Source organism: Calothrix sp. PCC 6303 (assembly GCF_000317435.1).
Taxonomy (GTDB): Bacteria; Cyanobacteriota; Cyanobacteriia; order Cyanobacteriales; family Nostocaceae; genus PCC-6303.
Window position 1 is genome coordinate 1,699,587 of record NC_019751.1, and the last position, 18,788, is coordinate 1,718,374.

The following is an 18,788-nucleotide window of genomic DNA, read 5'->3' on the forward strand; positions in this document are numbered from 1 at the left end:
GAAACTTTACAGAAACTCACCAAATGTTTTATTAAATTTTGGTGACTTGGTTACGGGGAGTGTTTTTTTCATATATTCATGACGACATCAATAGTAAAGAGCAGTAAATTAGGTGGAGACGATGCTAGTCGTTACTCCACAACCTTGAACGACTCAGGTTTGAAACTCAAGCATATTATCAAATCACTGCCAAAGGAGTGTTTTGAGAGAAATAGCACCAAAGCCTGGACAATACTCGCGGTTAATATCTTAATGGTGGCATTGGGATATCTGAGCTTAGTTTTTTCACCCTGGTATCTTTTACCTCTTGCCTGGATCTTCACAGGTACGGCTTTAACAGGTTTTTTTGTGGTGGGACATGATTGCGGACATCGCTCATTTTCCAAGCGTCAGTGGGTCAATGATTTGGTGGGTCACGCAGTGTTTGCACCGTTAATTTACCCATTTCATGCTTGGCGAGTTGGTCACAATTATCACCATAAGCATACAAATAAACTTGACTATGATAACGCTTGGCACCCAATTCGCCCAGAAATGTTTGAAAATAGTAGTAAAACATGGCAAGTGGTTTTGAAAACCTTTCTGACCAATAAAATTTGGTGGGTTGGTTCAGTAGGTCATTGGGCATTAATCCATTTTGATCCGAATAATTTTTTAGAAAAAGATCGTCCAAAAATCAAACAGTCAATTACAGTAGTGGCAATTTTTGCCGCGATTGTTTTCCCGACTTTAATTATCACAACTGGGATTTGGGGATTTGTGAAATTCTGGTTGTTACCCTGGTTAGTGTACCATTTTTGGATGAGTACATTTACTTATGTTCACCACACAGCACCAGACGTTCCCTTTAAAAAAGCTAATAAATGGGATGAAGCGATCGCGCAATTGTCTGGTACCATTCACTGTAATTATCCAGGTTGGGTAGAATTTCTTTGCCATGATATCAATGTTCATGTTCCCCACCACATATCTACAGCAATCCCTTCCTACAATCTGCGATTAGCCTACAGCAGCATTAAAGAAAATTGGTCGCAATACCTGCATGATGAATCAAACTTCTCGTGGTCTTTAATGAAGCAGCTAACAGATGAATGTCAGTTATACAAAGAAGATAGCGGTTATCTGACCTTTAAAGAATACGAAGCTAGCAAGCAGTAGCGATCGCAGTTTTGTTATTTGGGTTAGGATAGCTTAACCCAACAATACTTTCAAAATTATAAATAGCTTCTCAATTACTGTAGCTTGGGATTTCACAACGTTGCAACAGTTATTTTAGTTAATCTTCTATGTAACTGTAACCCAGGAAAGATTTCTAGTGTTTTCATTTCCACCTGAATGGTAATGGATTCCAAATTCTTATGAACAACTTACCAAATTATTTAGCTTCATGACACAAACCCCAACAAAAGTCACCTTTGGTAAAAGTATTGGTTTCAAAAAGCGACTCAACCAGCGAGTTGACGCATATTTCCAAGAGAATAACCTTGCCAAACGTGATAATCCGGCAATGTATTTAAAAACAGCAGTTATTCTTGGATGGGTAATTTCTAGCTGGACTTTTACTGTTTTTGGTCCATCAATATTATGGATGAAAATTATCGGCTGTATCTCACTCGGTGCAGGAATCGCAGGAATTGGTTTTAGTGTTGGACATGATGCTAACCATGGAGGTTACTCCAATCGCACATCAGTAAATCGTGCCATCGGTTTAATTTATGATGTTATTGGTTTATCTAGTTATTTGTGGAGATTTCGTCATAACTATCTTCACCACACCTATACAAATATTTTAGACCATGATGTGGAAATCCATGGAGATGGATTAGTTCGTATGAGTCCATATATGGAACATAAGTGGTATCACAAATTTCAACATTTGTTCATGCCTGTTGTATATCTAATTATTCCCTTTTACTGGTCTATTGCTGATGTTCATATAATCCTGTTTAAGCGGAGATATCATGAACATATCGTACCAGTCAAAACTAAAGACATCTTAGTCCTGTTAGCAGGAAAATTAGCTTGGCTAGGTATTTTCCTAGGTATTCCTATTGCAGTTGGTTATTCACCAATTACAGCCTTCATTGGATTTACAATTACAAATATGACCTATGGCTTTTTAATTTGTAATGTTTTCATGATGGCTCACGTTATGGAACCAGCAGAATATATAGAAATAGATCCAATCTCAAAGTCTGTAGATGATGAATGGGCAATCTCTCAAGTTAAAACAACAGTCGATTTTGCACCAAAAAATGCCTTTCTCAACTGGTATTTAGGCGGCTTGAATTATCAAGTAATTCACCATTTATTTCCCCACATCTGCCATATTCACTATCCTAAAATTGCTCCAATTGTAGATGAAGTTTGTACAGAGTTTGGAATCAAATATAATTTTTATCCAACCATAGGGGAAGCCCTGTATGAGAACTACCATCTTTTGAAAGTCTTGGGTTCAACTCCTGAGATAACTTTGAATCAAAAACAGGAAGTTTTCAGTGTTTAGGTAATAGGTAATTTTAGTCTCAGGTAAAATGAATCTAAACCATTGATTTGTAATTTTACCTGCCTAATGTTACAAAGACTAAAGGTAAATTAATCTCCCATGATAATTTTCTGAAAGTAAACCTACACCTATTATCTAATTTTATGCTAATAGGTAATGTCGTGAAAATCATACTTATTGGACTAGTACAAGATAGCAGAAATAAATCTAGGATTTCATGATGCTAAAAAGCTTGTGTAATCCTCTTTTTCATCTTCTGCCTTAATGTATTGATTTTTCTGGTAATATGAAAATCGTTAGTATGCAAGTAAATGCAAAAAAAATGAGTCGTTTATTTGAATTATTTGCCAGCTACCATTGTCGATATTGATTTCCCTTTCATTATTATTTTGGACTGCCAAAATACATTGATTCTAAAAAACATCTGAATAAAGTGAACTCGAATACAATTAGTTTCAACAACCATCAAAACACTGCATCACCTGATGAAGTTACAACACTACCCTTCAGCTTAGGAGATTTGAAAGCAGCAATCCCCCCAGAATGTTTTCAACCAAGTGTTGTGAAATCACTATTTTACTTCTTTCGTGACATTGCAATTATTGCATCACTATATGCAGTTGCCCATCACTTTGATTCTTGGTTATTCTTCCCAATATTTTGGGTAATGCAAGGAACAATGTTTTGGGCTTTATTTGTAGTTGGACATGATTGCGGACACCAATCGTTTTCCAAATATAAATGGCTAAATGATTTGGTTGGACATTTATCCCACAGTCCAATTCTTGTACCTTATCACGGTTGGCGGATTAGCCACCGCACACACCACAAAAATACAGCCAGTTTGGAGAACGATGAAAGTTGGTATCCTGTAAGTGAATCAGAATATAGAAAGATGCCCTTAGAACAAAAAATAGGTCGTCACTATCTATTCTTGTTAGCTTATCCTGTATACTTGTTCAAACGTTCTCCAGGAAAAGAAGGGTCTCATTTTAATCCCAATAGTCCCCTATTTAAGCCATCAGAAAAGTGGGATGTTATTACCAGTGCAGTTTGCTGGTGGGCAATGGCAGCTTTCTTGGCTTTTGGAACCTATGAATGGGGTTTGATGTGGTTTGTTAAATACTATTTGGGTCCATATTTGGTATTTGTTGTTTGGTTAGACTTAGTAACATTTCTACATCACACTGAACCTGGTATCCCTTGGTATCGTGGGGATGAATGGACTTTTCTTAAAGGTGCAATTTCCACAATTGACCGGGATTATGGTTTGATTAACCATATTCATCATGATATCGGTACTCACGTTGCCCACCATATTTTCCTAAATATTCCTCACTACAACTTACTCAAAGCAACCGCAGCAATTAAACCTGTGATGGGTGAATACTTCCGGAAGTCTGATGAACCAATTTGGAAATCCCTTTGGCGTTCAGCGATAGAATGTCATTATGTCCCTGATGAAGGCAAAGTTGTCTCCTATACATATGATGCTAAAGTGAAAGAAATTAAATAACCGTTCGCTTTGATTGTTTATATAGTCCCGAAAGTGACATAATAATTATGGGAGGTGTAGCCTCCCTTTTTGATGAAAATATTTTGTTTACTCATTCACTATGGTAGTTGAGTCAGTAGCTTGAGGTATTTTTCGGAGAGATTAGTTTTCTGGGTAAAATTGTACGTTAAGACGAAGAACCGATTTTTATCATATCGGCTACTGATGGATAGATTAATATGGTCAATGAAATTTGCAACTTATAATTCACTTTACTTAAGAAAAAATATCATTCGATCTGGTTCTGATGGCTACAGTGATTGCATAAAACACGATAGCTGTCTGTTTTAACATCTTCCATGATAAAGTTGGGAGTTTTTCTTTAGGGATGCAAATGCGTCATTGTTTAGATGCGGGACGGTTTCACCCTTTTGCAGAAGCAAGCAACGAAGAGTAGTCAGGCAGTAATTTTAAAATTTTTATGGAAAACTACATTCATCAAGATAGACGAGGTTTATACAAATCACTAGCAAGTGACGCTAAATTTTCATCTGATCCATATTAGATAGCGTGACTTTGTGAAAGACTTTTTATTTAACTTGGAGTAAACATCCAAAGAATTAAGAATTACTGAGTTAGTAGAGTCATAGCTTCACAAAGTGAGTATGATGATAACCGCCAATCTAAGTAAAAATAAAATCATCGACCGTCAAATTGGGCAATATTTACAACATAATCAAGATAATAAACTGACATCAATGAATTCAAGCGACACTGTAATTCTCAAAGCTTTCCTAGCTGCCTTGATGCGTTTGGAAAAACCACTACCATCTGATTTACAAAACCAGATTAATGAAATTGGTAAAACTTTCCTAGAGAATATCACCAAACTTGCCTTTGTTGTCAAACAATATTCACCTTTAGAGCAAGAATATCATTCTGCTCGCTACACTTTAGAAGATAAAGGTGAACGCTTGTGGTTTTCAGCTACCGATGTTTTGGACTCTACACAAATTGATGAGGAGAAGTTGACTCAGTTTGCTGCTGAGGTTTTTAATGCTGAAGATTCGGTGGGTTTTGTCAAACAAGTATATGCAGAATCTACCGAAATTGGAAAAATTCTGTTCCAATTGCGACGGCAGACCAGTTTCATGGTAGAAATTACAGAGGAGATTCCTGAGGAAGAACTGTGGGTATGGCAAAACTCAGCAGTTTGGGCTTCGCTAGAACGTGGACTGCAACAAGCACAAGCTAGTAAAGGAAGCTATTTGGGTGATTTTTCTTAATTTGCAGTGTTGGAGATGGGAAATTAGTGCAGTTCCGGCTGGAATTTCAACTTGAAGCAGAACAGACGTTAGTTTGTCTTAAGTGTCAAGATCCTGATAAGTACCAAAAAGTGCGAAAAATATTAGGATTGATGGAAGATAATCTACGTCATCCCAGCCTGCAAACTCATAAGTATAAATCTCTTCGTACTATTGATAATAAGGAGATATTTACAGCTTATGTGGAAAATCATACTCCTGGTGCTTGGAGAATTTTTTGGTATTATGGTCCTGGTCAAGGAATAATTACGATTTTTGCGATTATTGCCCATCCATAGTTAGGGTGATTGGAATTAAAATCGCCCGTTTCCCTGAACAATATGTTTGACTGTTGTGAGGGCTTCTAAACTAATTAAACCGCGTCGATGCCCTTTTTGGTTTGACATACCTAAAAATACCGCATCACCCCGTGAAGGAATGCGATAAAAGCGGGGAGAAGCATTAATATATGTTGAGGCACTGTTGACACCTAGGGCAAATTGCCTACTTTCTTGGTATGATTCTGTGACAATGCAATCAGCATGACCGCTACTGTATTGGTTAATCCAAGCGATCGCATCTTCCAAACTATCCACTAATTTGAAGGCAATTGTCCGATTTAAGTAGGGGATTCCCCATTCGTTATCTTTGGCTAACTGCAATTGGGGAAAAGCTTCTACTAGTTCATTGTCTCCTTTAATTGTGAAGCCTTTTTCCTTCAAACTATTACACAGGGTCAGCAGGGAGTTGGGTAAAGATTGACGATGGATCAATACTTTTTCAATGGCATTAACTGGATCTGGTTCGCTTTGGTGACTATCTGTAATAATCCAGCGTACTGTTTCCAGACTACTATTGAGCGACCAATACAAATAGCAATTCCCCATTGCCGACCTTAATACGGGTGGGGTCGATTGCCTTACCACCTGCTGAGTCAAACTGGAACGTCCATAGGGAATAACTAAGTTTATATATTGGTCTTGCGTCACCAAATCACGAATCGATGCACCATGTTCAGCGGTAATTAATTCGACGCATCCTGGGGGGAAACCAGTTTCTGCGATCGCATTCTGTAACGCGTTGAATATGGCAAGATTGGAATGGCTCGCTTCGGTACCTCCTTTGAGGATGATACTATTGCCACTTTTAATACATAAACCCGCCGCAATTGCACCTAATTCAGGAAAAGCTTCATAAATAAAAGCAATTACACCCAAAGGCATTAATTGGGAATAGGTTTGGGAATCTTCCAATTGATAATCGGCATTTCTCACCCGTCGTAGAGGATCAGACAACTCACCTAAACGCTGTAAAATTTTTACAGTCATTTCTAAGCGTTCAGGAGTTAGCTTTAACCAATCCAAAATTAGATCTGGAATTGCCATTTCGCGGCTGGCTTCCAAATCTAGGGTATTTGCCTCCAAAATCAAATCAAAATCGCTTTCTATGGCTTTAGCGATCGCTAAAACTGTGCGAGAACGATCTACACCTTTTGTCGTTGCCAATCTTAACGATGCTTCATAAGCTCGTCTAGGGATAGCAATCAATTCCGAAGTATCATCAAATGCATCAACACTCATCGAGTTAACGTCTGTAGGTTAGCCAGACCATCAGTGCTGGTAAAATTGCTAACAGCACAGCCACTACAGCCCAAGCAATAATATTACGACCGCCTGCTAAACGCAAAGCTAGTGGTAGCCATACTATGACTAACACGAAAATCACCCCCAGCGCTACTGGTAAGTAATTTTCTGCTAAACGTGGTTGGATCACAACCCAAGTCGTGCCTGTCCAGCGCCAAGCCCGTTTATAGGGATAGGTGGTTGAAAGCTGTTCTAGGACGTTGGTGTTTTCTGGGACAACAAAAATTTGTTGACAGCGATCGCAACCGAATGCTTCAGTTAAAGTAATCGGGACTAGCTGCCCTTGACGACGACAAGGACAGGGATACTGATTGTTAAAGTCGATTTTTTCGGGTTTTTGAGATTGCACAAGCCAATTAATGTGTTTATCAAAAGCTGCCATCCAAATTTCCCTGACTACAAGCTATGGACTGACTGCTTTGCCATGACCTATTAGTTATACTATCAGTGAATTCGTTTTGGCTCTGTTCTTAAGACATATTTTTACTTATTCTTGAGAGATATTGGCTAGATTCATGATAAACGTGAATTTTTCTAGAACTGAGGGTTTTGCAGTTCACCAGTAGACTCAAAATTGATCATTCTTGTTTTTCTCCCCCAAATCAGTATATTTCTGGAAATTGAAGCTTGTTACTGTCGATGTTAAAAAAGACTATCAGGATTCGTTTTCTTCACAGAATCATCTACTGAATAGTTTATTTCCATTTGTTCTGCCGCTCGATAACCTCGTTGCTGATTAGTTCCGTAACTGACATTTCTCTTGATTGAGTTTTCTGTTTCCACTCCTCGTCTACGGGCTGAAGTTGCTTCCTCGCTAGTATTTTCGGCGATCACTTCATACAAAATCGCCTGCTTGTTGGGAATATTACCTTTTCTCAACACCCTACCTAAACGCTGGATATATTCCCTAGCTGAACCAGTCCCCGATAAAATAATGGCGATGCTAGCGGCTGGTACATCCACACCTTCGTTCAATACATGGGATGCTACCAAAGATTTATAGGTACCTTCTTTAAACTTAGTTAATATGAGATGGCGTTCCTTTACCGGGGTTTGGTGTGTAATTGCCGGAATTAGAAATGATTGAGAAATTTTATAAACAGTGGCATTATCTGCTGTAAAGATCAAAATTCTTTCGGGATAATGCTGTGCCAATAAATCACCCAAAATCCTTAACTTGCTATCAGTTCCCAAAGCAATCTCTTTTGATTCTCGGTGCGCCAGCATCGCCTTACGACCATTTCCCGAACGGGCGCTCATTTGGACAAATTTTTGCCACCCTTCTAAGCTACCCAAAGATATTTTTGATTCCTTGAGGAAGTTATTGCGAATTTGAATTAGTTCGTTATATCTTTCTCGTTCTTGCTGTGCCAATTTTACTTTAATTTGTCTAATTTCGTGTTCAGCTAGTGCCTTCCCTGCCAAATCTTCGGCACGTTGACGATAAACTTCCCTACCAATAAGGATATTTAAATCAGCATGTTTCCCATCAGTACGTTCAGGGGTAGCAGATAAGCCTAATCTGTAGGGCGCGATCGCATACTCGGCAATCACCCTGCTAAAATCGGTTGGCAGGTGGTGACACTCATCAAAAATCAGCAACCCGTACAAGCTTCCCAGGGTTTCAATATGTATTGCGGCACTATCATAAGTTGCCACCAAAATCGGTGTTTTATCCCGCGAACCTCCCCCCAATAAACCCACCTCCGTATCTGGAAACGCAGCCAACAGATGTGCATACCACTGATGCATCAAATCCAAAGTGGGTACCACAATCATTGTTGTACGCGGTGTAGATTGCATCGCCATCTGCGCCAAATAAGTCTTTCCTGCTGCTGTCGGTAAAACAACCACTCCCTGCCTACCCGCCAATTTCCAAGCTGCTAGTGCCTCACTCTGATGCTGGTACGGCTCCATTTCCATCGCTGCCACCAGTTCAATTGGGTAAAAAGCTTTTGCTTCATCTGTAAAGCTGACATTTTCCGATTGCAATGTCTCCACCAAAGCCCGATATTGAATCGCCGGAATCCGGAATTTTTCCACACGATCATCCCACGTCACAAAATCTGTCCAAGCTTTACCCCGTGGTGGTGGATGCAAAATTAACGTGCCACGATCGAAAGTTAAAGTGGGTATGCGAGGCATTTTCGCGTTTCTCGATGACGGTTACTCACTTAATTAGTAATAACCTAAAATGTGCATCTAGGTATTATTTATTTTTTTCTAAGACGGCAAAACTAACTTGAGAGGTGATAACTTATGACCCAAGCACAAACCGAAACTAAATTATACACCTTTGATGAATTTATCGAATGGTATCCAGAAAACTCAGAAGCAAGCTACGAACTGCATGACGGGGTAATTGTCGAAATGCCTAAGCCTAGAGGAAAGCATTCAAAATTAACAGGTTCTCTTGTGGGAAAGTTACTTACAACTATTAGTGATATTGACAAAACCGATCTATAGTCTGAATAAAGCACTCAGACTAATTTACCAATAATCACAATCCTGCAAACCACTCATAACCCTGATCTTCCCAGTAACCCTTACCCAGTGACAACTGACTAACCAAGATAATTTTTGTTACCCATTTACTTTGCTTATAGCCTAACTTGATTGGTGCTGCTAAACGTAAAGGTGCGCCATTTTCCACAGGCAAAGGTTCACCATTTTTTTCATAGGCTAATAAAGTTTGCGGATGTACAGATGAGGCTAAATCCCAACTAGAGTAATAGGTGTCTGCTGAAACAAAATAAGCAAATTTGACGTTTGCTTTTGGTTGAGCAAGGGCAATTAAATCTCGCAAACGTACACCTCCCCATTGTACAATTGCTGCCCATCCTTCTACACATACATGACGGATGATCATGGATGTAGATGGTAAAGCTTGAATTTCTTTGAAGCTAAGATTCAAGGGATTATTAACTTCTCCTTCTATCACTAATCTATATTTGTCGATATCAATTTGGGGAATTCCCTTAAAACTGTTTACAATTAGCTCTTTGGGTTGAATATCACTTAGAGAAAATTCGGGAATTAGCTTTTGAGGGTTAAATATTAAGGATTCTACTTTTTGGTTTATCGGTTCGGAAAGGACACCAACTACATCTTCAAATGCTTGTGTTCCACATCCAGCTAAGAGTAAATTTATTCCGGACAATCCAGAAATTTGCAATAATTGCCGACGATTTAGATTCATAATTCTGTGACTTATCTAGTTATTAATTAACCATAAAAGCAAATACTTGAGATTTACCAAAACATTGATTCCGTTAATTCTGTTCCACCAGCTTTACGCCCTAAAAGTGAGTGCATAATTACAAATGTAATCACCAAGGGAACTGAAGAAAAATGAACAATCCGCAAAGCTTGCCAACTACCAAAAAAACTCACTATTAGCGGAAATTGCGCGGGTTTATACATTCCTATGCCAGTAAAAATTGCTAACAGTAAAATGGGGATGATACTTGTGTATATTATGCGGTGCCAAGCATAAGTCGAACGTTTAGGATTTTGACTTTTTTGTAGGGCTTTAATATCATTAGCACCAACAAATCTATGCTTCCAGCGACGAGTTATGAAAATATAAATGCCATAACCTAGTAAGTTGAGAGAAAATAACCACATTGCTGCAAAATGCCAATGTCTACCACCAGCTAACCAAGCACCAAGCGTAAATATGGGAGGTATACTTAAACCCTCTCTACCACCGAACACTGGATTTGCATTGTAGATTTGTAATCCACTTGTGAGCATCAGAAATAAGCTCACAATATTAATCCAATGAAATATTTTAGCTCCAATTGCTTGATTTGGTATTTTCCGAGTTTTGGCAGATTCTTTGGAATTCATAGGTATTTAGTCAGTTATTGCCTGGAATCGGCTTCAATAAAAAAGGTGGGTTTGTAGCCCACCTTTTCAGGATATCGTGATTGTACTCTCAGACACAATGATCTTTCAGAAAATATCTACGTAATGTTTTTTCACTTTTTCTGAAAAAAATTCACGATTAAAAAAATGAAATATTTGAAAACTCTAAACTGACTCAGGGGAAGATTAACTTGTTTTTGAATTGGATAATAATTCGTTAAAAAGTGTTTTAGCTAATGTGTTTTGCTCCATCAAGTTGATAGTTTTCTTTTAGTAACCGGATATAAGTTCGATAGGGAATATAGTGATGAGGCTCGTATCCATTAAAACGTAGAATCAACACACAAGCCCAGGAGTACTTGCCAGCAATTATTGCTTTGAGAACTTCTTCAATTTGTTTTTTATGCATGGTCTTTATAAATTTCAAGATTGCAGATGCTCATGTCGTGAGTTAATAGGGAACACTTTAATCTCAATTCACAGTGTATATAGCTATCGGGACAAGATTTCATTATTTTTTAAAAATACAGTGAAATATTTATGAAGTTTATATTAATTAAAGTACAAATCTACAAAATAGGTCAGTGTATATACTGTAAGTATTTGAGTTACAACAGTATCTTTTCCCGATAGTTGATCATTAAATTTTTACAGGATACAACCCCTTAAAAGTATAATTATTTTAGGGATGCAGATGTTTCAAATTTATTTATTGTTCGTTGAAAAATAATATGTCTAAGTGTTTTATAAAAATAAAGTGTGTCATTTAACCGCGAACAGAGATAATTAATTAAGCCAGGAATTCATTGTTGATACGTAATTTTATGATCACTTGTACGTATAAAAATGACTACATTTAAATGCTACTAGCTTAGTAAATGTAACAATTAAAATCAGTACATATTAAGAAATGCTGATTATTGTTACAGTAGTTTTCAACTAATTGAACTACATTAGCCCATCTGTAGGGTCTATTTAGGGTCTGCTGTATAGCCCTTTCGGGCATCCAAGAAACGCGTAGCGCAGCGTTAGCTGTAAAAGTCTTTTAGTGGGGGTAGGGAACTCTTAACAGTTTTCCCTTTATTTTTTCTGTTTTTTCGTATTCCAATGAATCTGAATGCAAGCTTTTTAAACCTAAAACCCTTATTTTCTTGCACTTTCCCCTGAGAAAAAATCCCGAAAGTGTTGATAAATAAATGTTTTATAGTTATTCAGCAAGTCTTATTTATCTGAAAATAGCTGTCTGTGGCAAGGAATAGAAAGTTGGAGGCTCCGCTTCCAGTGCGGATAGAACGCGGAGCCTCAAAGTCAGGTTTCCCAGGCAGTCACGATGGAAAAAAGTTCTCTTCACCGTCAAGCATGTAAGCGATTTTCCTACTACTCACTTACAAGTTAGAGCCTAAGAACGAGTCAATAAAACAAAAGTTGCAGGTCAGTGTTCCAATTAGGGTAACTTCCCACTAAGGCGTTTTCTGGTTCGGAAAATGCCCAGCCCAAGCCTTTTTAGGTTGATCGCGGCGTTGATGTCACGATCAACCCTTAAAGAATGTTGCTCATCCCAATAATCTCTGATATACCAATCGCTAAAAGCTAACGGTTAAACCTGAGATAATGAGTACACTTGACCATCAATTAACAATCGTGTGATTCCCTTAGCTTGGAGATGATAACGGGCTTTATGCAGCATCCGGCTATCAGGAACTTTGATGACGCGATCGCGTTTAGTCGAAAAGCGCTTTGCCACACGATGGTTATCAAATATCGGCAGGGTTCGCTGCTGGATTTCGGGATTGGGAATTTGTCCCAAATCGCCAAAATCCCGGAGGGGACGAGTAATGAGTTCAGCCGAACGGTCGATGACCAAATAACAGGTTCGTGGCAGACTGGCATCCGACAGCGGTAACACATTTATTAATGAATCATCAGAACGCGATCGCGTCATTAATGGACGAGGTGCTTCCCATTCATCATCATCATCATCATCGTCGTCGAGGTCATCGAGATCATCATCATCTAGATCATCATCGAGTTCATCATCACCTTCACCGAGTAAATCATCACCGAAAAACTCAGCAATGGTAGCAGATTGTTCTCGCAGAGGAATTGGATTCAGTCGAACTTTTTCCACCGCAGGAGTGGGAATACGAACAGCTTCTTGGGGTTTTTGCTCCAATAATTCCAACTGCTGAACGGTGGGTTCTGGTGCATCTTCGGCATCAAGCGATCGCCTCCGCACTCTTCGCACTACAGAACTTGGTTTTTCCTCCTTGTCAGCAGCTTTGATTGGTGCTTTAACTCGTTTTTGCGGCTTTAATTGCTCTTTCTCTTCCGGAAAGCTCACAACTGGGGCTATTTCTTCAGTTGCCACATCTGTTGGTACAAATTCTGGCTTTTGTTCATAGCTAACTTGTGCTCTACCCTCAGGAGTTCGAGCTGCCCGCTTCAATGATACGAGATACTCGTATTCATCCTCAGCTAAGGTACTTTTAAGCAAACGGCTAATAGTCGAGTTACTGACATCAAACCGTTCTGCCAAAGTTGAAGTTGTTTCGGCAGTCTCTCGATACAACTGAAGTATTTCCTGCTTATCAGATTCGGTTAGTTTTCTCACGGTAGACACCAGATATATTCACGAAGCCAGAATGGCAATTTCCTAGAGACATTAACTAAACAATCTTTCCGGGGGTAGTTGCCTCCGGAAAGCTGCCTCAGAAAGCTGTCTTGGAAACCTCGTCGTTGTGCGGCGATATCTCTCTGACTATGGTCTTTTTCTTCCCCGTTCGCGGCGCGAACGATTCCAAGATGCGTCATACTCTAAAACGGCTCCCATACCGAATAACACTCCACCCAATACAAAGAATACTTCTAGTATCCCTCCACTTTGGTATTTACATAAAGTTGTGCCAAATTTTTGCCACATATCTGCGATATAGAGGGAAAACGCAGCGGCTGCAATCATTCGCCAAGATTGAGAAACTCGTCCTCCCCAAAAAGCTAGTAACAAGGCAGTTGCAATGATTAATAAAAGTACATCACTGACAACATAAAACCAGTTCAAAATTCGTGCCAGTTGGACTGCCCATGCGGCAATTTCTTCTTCCTCACATGGTGTTGTATTGGAGATCAACCATGCCAGGGAACTACTAAATATACCAATTGCTAAAGTGACTATCCATTGCCATATCTCTAGTTTGATTCGTCTTGATGCTACTGCCCAAACCATTCCTGGAACAATTAACAAATAAGTAATTACAAAGAATATATCCGCAACTGAGGGGAAGGGTTCCTGCTTCAAGACAATTTCCATGTATCCAAAGATGATCCCTCCAAAAAAATAAGAAAGCATACCCCCGCCAATTGCCAGCCAAACGTTGTGACTATTAACAATTTGTGAGCTACGCCAGTTTCTCAAACATAAAATTCCTGCACCTAGGTAGGCTACTGCTTCAAAAACGTTTGTACCAATGAGATACCATTGGGCACGTAGTTCTTGGACACCCTCTGTTGTTGCCGTTGGTATTTTTGCACTAAACAGCAGAAAGTACAACAGTGCCAGCACGCCCCAACTGATGTTGGCTAATACCAGGTTTTGAGTTGAAAATAGCGGTTTAGAATCATAGGATTTGTTGTAGATGTTACTCATAGTATTTTATTGTGTCAATGTAATTTAGTTATTTTTTTTAGCTGCTGACTGCTTTAAAGTATATCCTTGACTACATTTTAGTCATAGGAATACAAAAACATATCACTTCAGTGTCAGTAAAATAACTAGATATTAATGCCACATTTTACTTACTGATGATTGCTTTAGCCACATCATTACAAATGAGCGATCGCCTTCTGGCATATCCTGTAATTTATCAGCTACTGAACGGGCAAAGTTACTGTTTCCGAAGTACTCTTTTCCCAAACGATGCAATTCTTCCAAAAACACAAGCACATGGTTTTCTTGCCAATGCGGTAATTGCAATGCTTGAAGCGGATCTAGATTTAGTAGATGTTTAATTACTGCTGATGAATTTGTCTGTGGTAACTGTCTTTGGCTACAAGTCTGTGTTAAAGCCTCTTCAAATAAATTTGCTTGTCGAGTACCTAGATATTCTTCAATATCCATATATGTATTTTGCAACAACAGGATCGCTGCTTGTAAGAGGATTTCTGTTCGTTGTCCACCATCTGTATCGCTACTACTGAGTTGATCCAAACGAATCTTACCCCAAACGCTATAGCGTTCCGGTTCCTCTAATAAAACACAGGCTTTGCCTCTGTTATCGGTAAGTTCTCTCCATACAGCTTTGGCTTCTTCTTCCTGACTAGCCTTAAAAACGCTAATCAACCGAAAACTCTGCCCTTGATAATAGAGAATCGGCAACTGCTGATCTCGCTTTGGGTGCTGAATCGTCGATATTTCAACATCCTGTCGCTTAAGAATGAACATGACAAACAAAGAATAACTTCTGACAGGGCACCATGAAAATTGGTATTGTTACCAATTACCTAGTCTAACTTGTGGTAAGCAATTAAGTTGAACATTTTGCCGATAAGTTGGTACATTTACGAAGTCAGAGAAAGCTTATACTCTAAACGGCTAAGTTTTTTTGACCTATGTAGACTTGAGGCAACACAATATATATACATAATTGTTGCCACTTATGGTAAGTTTTTAACTTATTTTGATGATTATATTTACAAATCTGTTGGGATTATTACCTATATGGTTGCATTTTGTGGGAAAAGCAGATATAATTATGTCCTAACGATAGGAATGCCCTTGACCGGGCGCATAGCTCAGTTGGATAGAGCAACAGATTTCTAATCTGTCGGTCGCAGGTTCGAGTCCTGCTGCGCTCATAGTGAAGTGAAAACCAAAGTAAAAGTAGATTTTGACCCTAGGCTAATCCCTAGGATATCCATTTGATCAATTTTGCCAATAGGATGGTAATTAGCTGAGTTGAAGCGAGGTTAAAATTGATGATGGGACGAGTGATTATTCTCTTAGTACTTTTTTTGTTCCTGAATGGGTGTTCTAACAATATATATACTCCCAATAATAACCTAGCAAAGAAAGCGGTAGCAATTCAGGTTCAACAAACTCAGGCAAAGTTAACTCAACAATTAGATTTAGATATTAAAGGATTTGAAATTAAACATCTGGCAATTCGTCAGCTACAAAGTAAATCTGTACAGAATTTGCCTGCCTATCATGTTCAGGGTGTGTATGATCTAGTTTTAAAACTTCCCAAGCGTCAGCTAACCACCGAAAAAAAGCCTTTTGATATTTATATGCAGTTGCAAAAAGAAGGTAAAACTTGGCGTTTACTGCAACCAGAAAAAGGTGACGGTGAAACAGTTTGGCGAAGTTATTTGGTTAACTAAATGGTGCCAAAATAGATGATTATGGGTGATATGCGATCGCATACTCCCATTTACCCCTACTACTCAAACACTACAGTTCGATTGCCATATACCAACACACGATTCCGTAAGTGTAGCCTCACTGCCCTAGCCAGTACAACCCGCTCCAAATCCTTACCTTTTCTAATTAAATCTTCCACCTCATCACGATGACTCACCCGCACCACATCCTGCTCAATAATTGGTCCGGCATCTAAATCGGATGTAACATAATGTGCAGTAGCACCAATAATTTTTACACCTCTTTCAAATGCTTTGTGGTAAGGATTTGCACCCACAAAAGCAGGTAAAAATGAGTGATGGATATTAATAATTTGCGGAAACTTTTGGACAAAATCCTTGCTCAAAATCTGCATATATTTCGCCAATACTACCAAATCAATATTATATTGTTGTAGCACTTCTAGTTGTTTTGCTTCTTGTTCTGCTTTATTCTCTTTAGAAATCGGAATATGCACATAATCAATCCCAAATTGCTCTGCTACAACTTTTAAATCGGGATGATTACTCATAATTAATGGGATTTCTGCGGCAAATTCATGGGCACGATATCGCCAAATTAAATCATACAAGCAATGATCTTGTTTGCTCACCCAAATCGCAATTCTAGGTACAGCATCCGAAAAATGTAATTTCCAATCGGCATTCAATGGTTGCGCTATGGCATTAAAGGCTGGTGCGATTAAATCCTTGGGTAAATTAAACCCTGCTAGTTGCCATTCCAATCTTGTTAAAAATAAGCCAGCAGCAAAATCTGTATGTTGATCTGCATGAATAATATTTCCTCCATTTGCATAAAGAAAATTAGCTATTTTCGCCACCAAACCTTTTTGATCTGGGCAAGAAATTAATAAAGTCGCTGTAGGGCTTGTCATATTCAAATTCAAAAGGTACAAAGCTGCATATTGGAAGTGAATTCACAGTTGTGAAAATTCAAAATTTCAGTTATCGTCGAAATTAATTGAAGAAGGCAGTAGGGGTATTAAACCCCTTACTATTGATAAACATTGTGGTATTTTTACTAAAGTAATTATTTATTTTAATCACAAGCATTAAACATGTCTTTTAATAATTATCAATAATAAAACTTATGTATATAATTCATCAAATATTTATATTCATCTTCCCTAACAGTTTTATCAAGAAGTAGGCTGAGACTTAGTTTCACTTACACAAAACAGTCAATTGATAGTTAACATTCTCTATTTTCTCACAACTAAGCTCAGGAATCTTATGATGCTGCTATATAAGTATTAACTATTGAGTGCAACCACAACATAAGTAATTTGTATATTTTGTTTGATTTTATACACAAAGCCATTACTGTAAATATTTCTTCCAGAATCAGTTAGTTGACTCTTGTAAACTGAACAGCCAGTAACAATTTTATTTTTAAAAGGTAGTATTTTTTACTACAGACTGTTCATTTGATGTGTAAAGTTTAAACATTAGGATTCTAAATTTGAGTCGAGGATAAAGTAATTTACAGTTTGAGTATTCATCATAACCAGCTAAAATATGGACTATAGATTCTCAATTTTTCTTTTTTATTTGGTAAATAAAAATCAGCTTTATTTTCTTTGTTTAAATAATAATTATGGCGGACTAATTCAATGATCATTTTTCTAATTACATTTTATTTATTAATATCAATATTAGTTTTTATTGAATGGTTACATTTCTTTTTTGAAGATCAAGATATGTCATTACATCAGCGTTATTTTTCGGGAATAATTTTAATAATTGCTACCTTTATGTGGCCCATTGTCATTCCCTTTGCCTACTTGGAATTATTGAAATTTCATAAAAGGCATAAAGAAGTTATTGATCTTCTGATTGAATTTCCCGAACTGAAACCAATTAACAAATCATACCAAAAGCAGGAAATTGCTGATTAATGAGGCTTTATTTTTGGGGTTTAGGAACATTGAATGTGGGACTAGGTAGTGGGGATGATTTTTGAGGACTGCTAGTATTTACTTCTTGCCACTCCGATAGTTCTCGATTCACCGCATTGGTAAAGTCTTTGGATACAAGTAATATATTAGTGTTGGTATCGGGTTGTGAAAGAGATGCTGATTGTGCATACAAAAAAGTATTACTAAAATCCAATGCACCTAATTTTAATTGATAGCTTTTCTGGTTTTTTAATTTAATCTCGATTGTTGCTAGGGGTGGTTCTAAGCCAAATTCATTCAGTTGGCTATTTCCTAGGGGTATAGAACGATTAATTTTATCTTGAACTAATAAATCGGTTAAATATGATACTGAAGCATCACTAGCTGTTGCAGATATTGGTGATTTTAACAGCCATTTTGGTTGCTCAGAATTAATGTTACGTTCCAAGTTAATAGTGGTATTACCTTTTTTAATACTTAAAGCTTGGATATCATCTTTTTGAAATGAGAAAAGTTGCTGTTCCTTGCGTTTTGTTTCTTGGGATTGGTTAGCGCTGATTTGTTCATAAAGATAGACTGAACCACCTAAGCCAAATGCTAGGAATATCAATATCAGTGTTGTTCGTTGTAGTTTCATAATTTCATAACCAGACTTTG

Annotated in this window: 18 protein-coding genes, 1 tRNA gene and 1 pseudogene; 9 read left to right on the top strand and 11 right to left on the bottom strand. The window is 38.0% G+C overall.

Annotated features, from left to right (window positions below):
* Positions 1 to 78 precede the first annotated feature (78 nt).
* From CAL6303_RS06975 to CAL6303_RS06995, 5 genes are all read left to right on the top strand, one after another.
* Positions 79 to 1,158 (top strand): fatty acid desaturase, encoded by a 1,080-nt coding sequence (locus CAL6303_RS06975; RefSeq protein ID WP_015197144.1) that lies wholly within the window; start codon positions 79 to 81, stop codon positions 1,156 to 1,158.
* A gap of 229 nt (positions 1,159 to 1,387) precedes the next feature.
* Positions 1,388 to 2,506: a fatty acid desaturase family protein gene (locus CAL6303_RS06980; RefSeq protein ID WP_015197145.1), complete on the top strand. Its 1,119-nt coding sequence runs from the start codon at positions 1,388 to 1,390 to the stop codon at positions 2,504 to 2,506.
* A gap of 433 nt (positions 2,507 to 2,939) precedes the next feature.
* A complete protein-coding gene (locus CAL6303_RS06985) occupies positions 2,940 to 4,022 on the top strand; it encodes a fatty acid desaturase (RefSeq protein WP_015197146.1) in 1,083 nt (360 codons plus the stop codon).
* A 644-nt stretch (positions 4,023 to 4,666) separates the two neighbouring features.
* On the top strand, positions 4,667 to 5,287 hold the full coding sequence (locus CAL6303_RS06990; RefSeq protein WP_015197147.1) for a hypothetical protein: 621 nt from the start codon (positions 4,667 to 4,669) through the stop codon (positions 5,285 to 5,287).
* Positions 5,288 to 5,313: 26 nt separating this feature from the next.
* Positions 5,314 to 5,604 (top strand): hypothetical protein, encoded by a 291-nt coding sequence (locus CAL6303_RS06995; RefSeq protein ID WP_015197148.1) that lies wholly within the window; start codon positions 5,314 to 5,316, stop codon positions 5,602 to 5,604.
* A gap of 15 nt (positions 5,605 to 5,619) precedes the next feature.
* Here CAL6303_RS06995 and CAL6303_RS07000 read toward each other — a convergent pair whose 3' ends face one another.
* The 3 genes from CAL6303_RS07000 to CAL6303_RS07010 form a co-directional block, all read right to left on the bottom strand.
* On the bottom strand, positions 5,620 to 6,885 hold the full coding sequence (locus CAL6303_RS07000; RefSeq protein ID WP_015197149.1) for a glutamate-5-semialdehyde dehydrogenase: 1,266 nt from the start codon (positions 6,883 to 6,885) through the stop codon (positions 5,620 to 5,622).
* A gap of 4 nt (positions 6,886 to 6,889) precedes the next feature.
* Entirely contained in the window at positions 6,890 to 7,297 is a 408-nt protein-coding gene (locus tag CAL6303_RS07005) for a hypothetical protein (RefSeq protein ID WP_041740323.1), read from the bottom strand.
* Positions 7,298 to 7,590: 293 nt separating this feature from the next.
* Entirely contained in the window at positions 7,591 to 9,093 is a 1,503-nt protein-coding gene (locus tag CAL6303_RS07010) for a DEAD/DEAH box helicase (RefSeq protein ID WP_015197151.1), read from the bottom strand.
* Positions 9,094 to 9,207: 114 nt separating this feature from the next.
* Between CAL6303_RS07010 and CAL6303_RS07015 the strand changes: the two are divergent.
* Positions 9,208 to 9,411: pseudogene (locus CAL6303_RS07015) on the top strand (Uma2 family endonuclease); the annotation flags it as partial.
* A 37-nt stretch (positions 9,412 to 9,448) separates the two neighbouring features.
* On the opposite strand, the gene CAL6303_RS07020 reads toward CAL6303_RS07015, so the two are convergent.
* The 6 genes from CAL6303_RS07020 to CAL6303_RS07045 form a co-directional block, all read right to left on the bottom strand.
* Positions 9,449 to 10,147, bottom strand: coding sequence for a molybdopterin-dependent oxidoreductase (locus CAL6303_RS07020; RefSeq protein WP_015197153.1), 699 nt, complete (start codon positions 10,145 to 10,147; stop codon positions 9,449 to 9,451).
* 53 nt (positions 10,148 to 10,200) lie between these two features.
* On the bottom strand, positions 10,201 to 10,800 hold the full coding sequence (locus tag CAL6303_RS07025) for a cytochrome b/b6 domain-containing protein (RefSeq protein ID WP_015197154.1): 600 nt from the start codon (positions 10,798 to 10,800) through the stop codon (positions 10,201 to 10,203).
* A 247-nt stretch (positions 10,801 to 11,047) separates the two neighbouring features.
* Positions 11,048 to 11,227 carry a HetP family heterocyst commitment protein gene (locus CAL6303_RS07030; protein ID WP_051036620.1) on the bottom strand — a complete coding sequence of 60 codons (180 nt, stop codon included), beginning with the start codon at positions 11,225 to 11,227 and terminating at the stop codon, positions 11,048 to 11,050.
* A gap of 1,188 nt (positions 11,228 to 12,415) precedes the next feature.
* Positions 12,416 to 13,429: a helix-turn-helix domain-containing protein gene (locus CAL6303_RS07035; protein WP_015197155.1), complete on the bottom strand. Its 1,014-nt coding sequence runs from the start codon at positions 13,427 to 13,429 to the stop codon at positions 12,416 to 12,418.
* Positions 13,430 to 13,576: 147 nt separating this feature from the next.
* Positions 13,577 to 14,461 (bottom strand): hypothetical protein, encoded by an 885-nt coding sequence (locus CAL6303_RS07040; protein ID WP_015197156.1) that lies wholly within the window; start codon positions 14,459 to 14,461, stop codon positions 13,577 to 13,579.
* 132 nt (positions 14,462 to 14,593) lie between these two features.
* Positions 14,594 to 15,256 carry an Npun_F0813 family protein gene (locus CAL6303_RS07045; RefSeq protein WP_015197157.1) on the bottom strand — a complete coding sequence of 221 codons (663 nt, stop codon included), beginning with the start codon at positions 15,254 to 15,256 and terminating at the stop codon, positions 14,594 to 14,596.
* Between the two features lie 339 nt (positions 15,257 to 15,595).
* Here CAL6303_RS07045 and CAL6303_RS07050 point away from each other — a divergent pair.
* Together CAL6303_RS07050 and CAL6303_RS07055 are read left to right on the top strand one after the other, a co-directional pair.
* Positions 15,596 to 15,669, top strand: a tRNA-Arg gene (locus CAL6303_RS07050).
* A gap of 123 nt (positions 15,670 to 15,792) precedes the next feature.
* On the top strand, positions 15,793 to 16,194 hold the full coding sequence (locus CAL6303_RS07055) for a hypothetical protein (RefSeq protein ID WP_041740325.1): 402 nt from the start codon (positions 15,793 to 15,795) through the stop codon (positions 16,192 to 16,194).
* A gap of 59 nt (positions 16,195 to 16,253) precedes the next feature.
* Here the strand turns inward: CAL6303_RS07055 and purU are convergent, their stop codons facing one another.
* Positions 16,254 to 17,108: a formyltetrahydrofolate deformylase gene (gene purU / locus CAL6303_RS07060; protein WP_015197159.1), complete on the bottom strand. Its 855-nt coding sequence runs from the start codon at positions 17,106 to 17,108 to the stop codon at positions 16,254 to 16,256.
* A gap of 738 nt (positions 17,109 to 17,846) precedes the next feature.
* Between purU and CAL6303_RS07065 the strand changes: the two genes are divergently transcribed.
* Positions 17,847 to 18,131: a hypothetical protein gene (locus CAL6303_RS07065; RefSeq protein ID WP_015197160.1), complete on the top strand. Its 285-nt coding sequence runs from the start codon at positions 17,847 to 17,849 to the stop codon at positions 18,129 to 18,131.
* Positions 18,132 to 18,138: 7 nt separating this feature from the next.
* Here CAL6303_RS07065 and CAL6303_RS07070 read toward each other — a convergent pair whose 3' ends face one another.
* Positions 18,139 to 18,768 (bottom strand): DUF4340 domain-containing protein, encoded by a 630-nt coding sequence (locus CAL6303_RS07070; RefSeq protein WP_015197161.1) that lies wholly within the window; start codon positions 18,766 to 18,768, stop codon positions 18,139 to 18,141.
* Between the last annotated feature and the right edge of the window lie 20 nt (positions 18,769 to 18,788).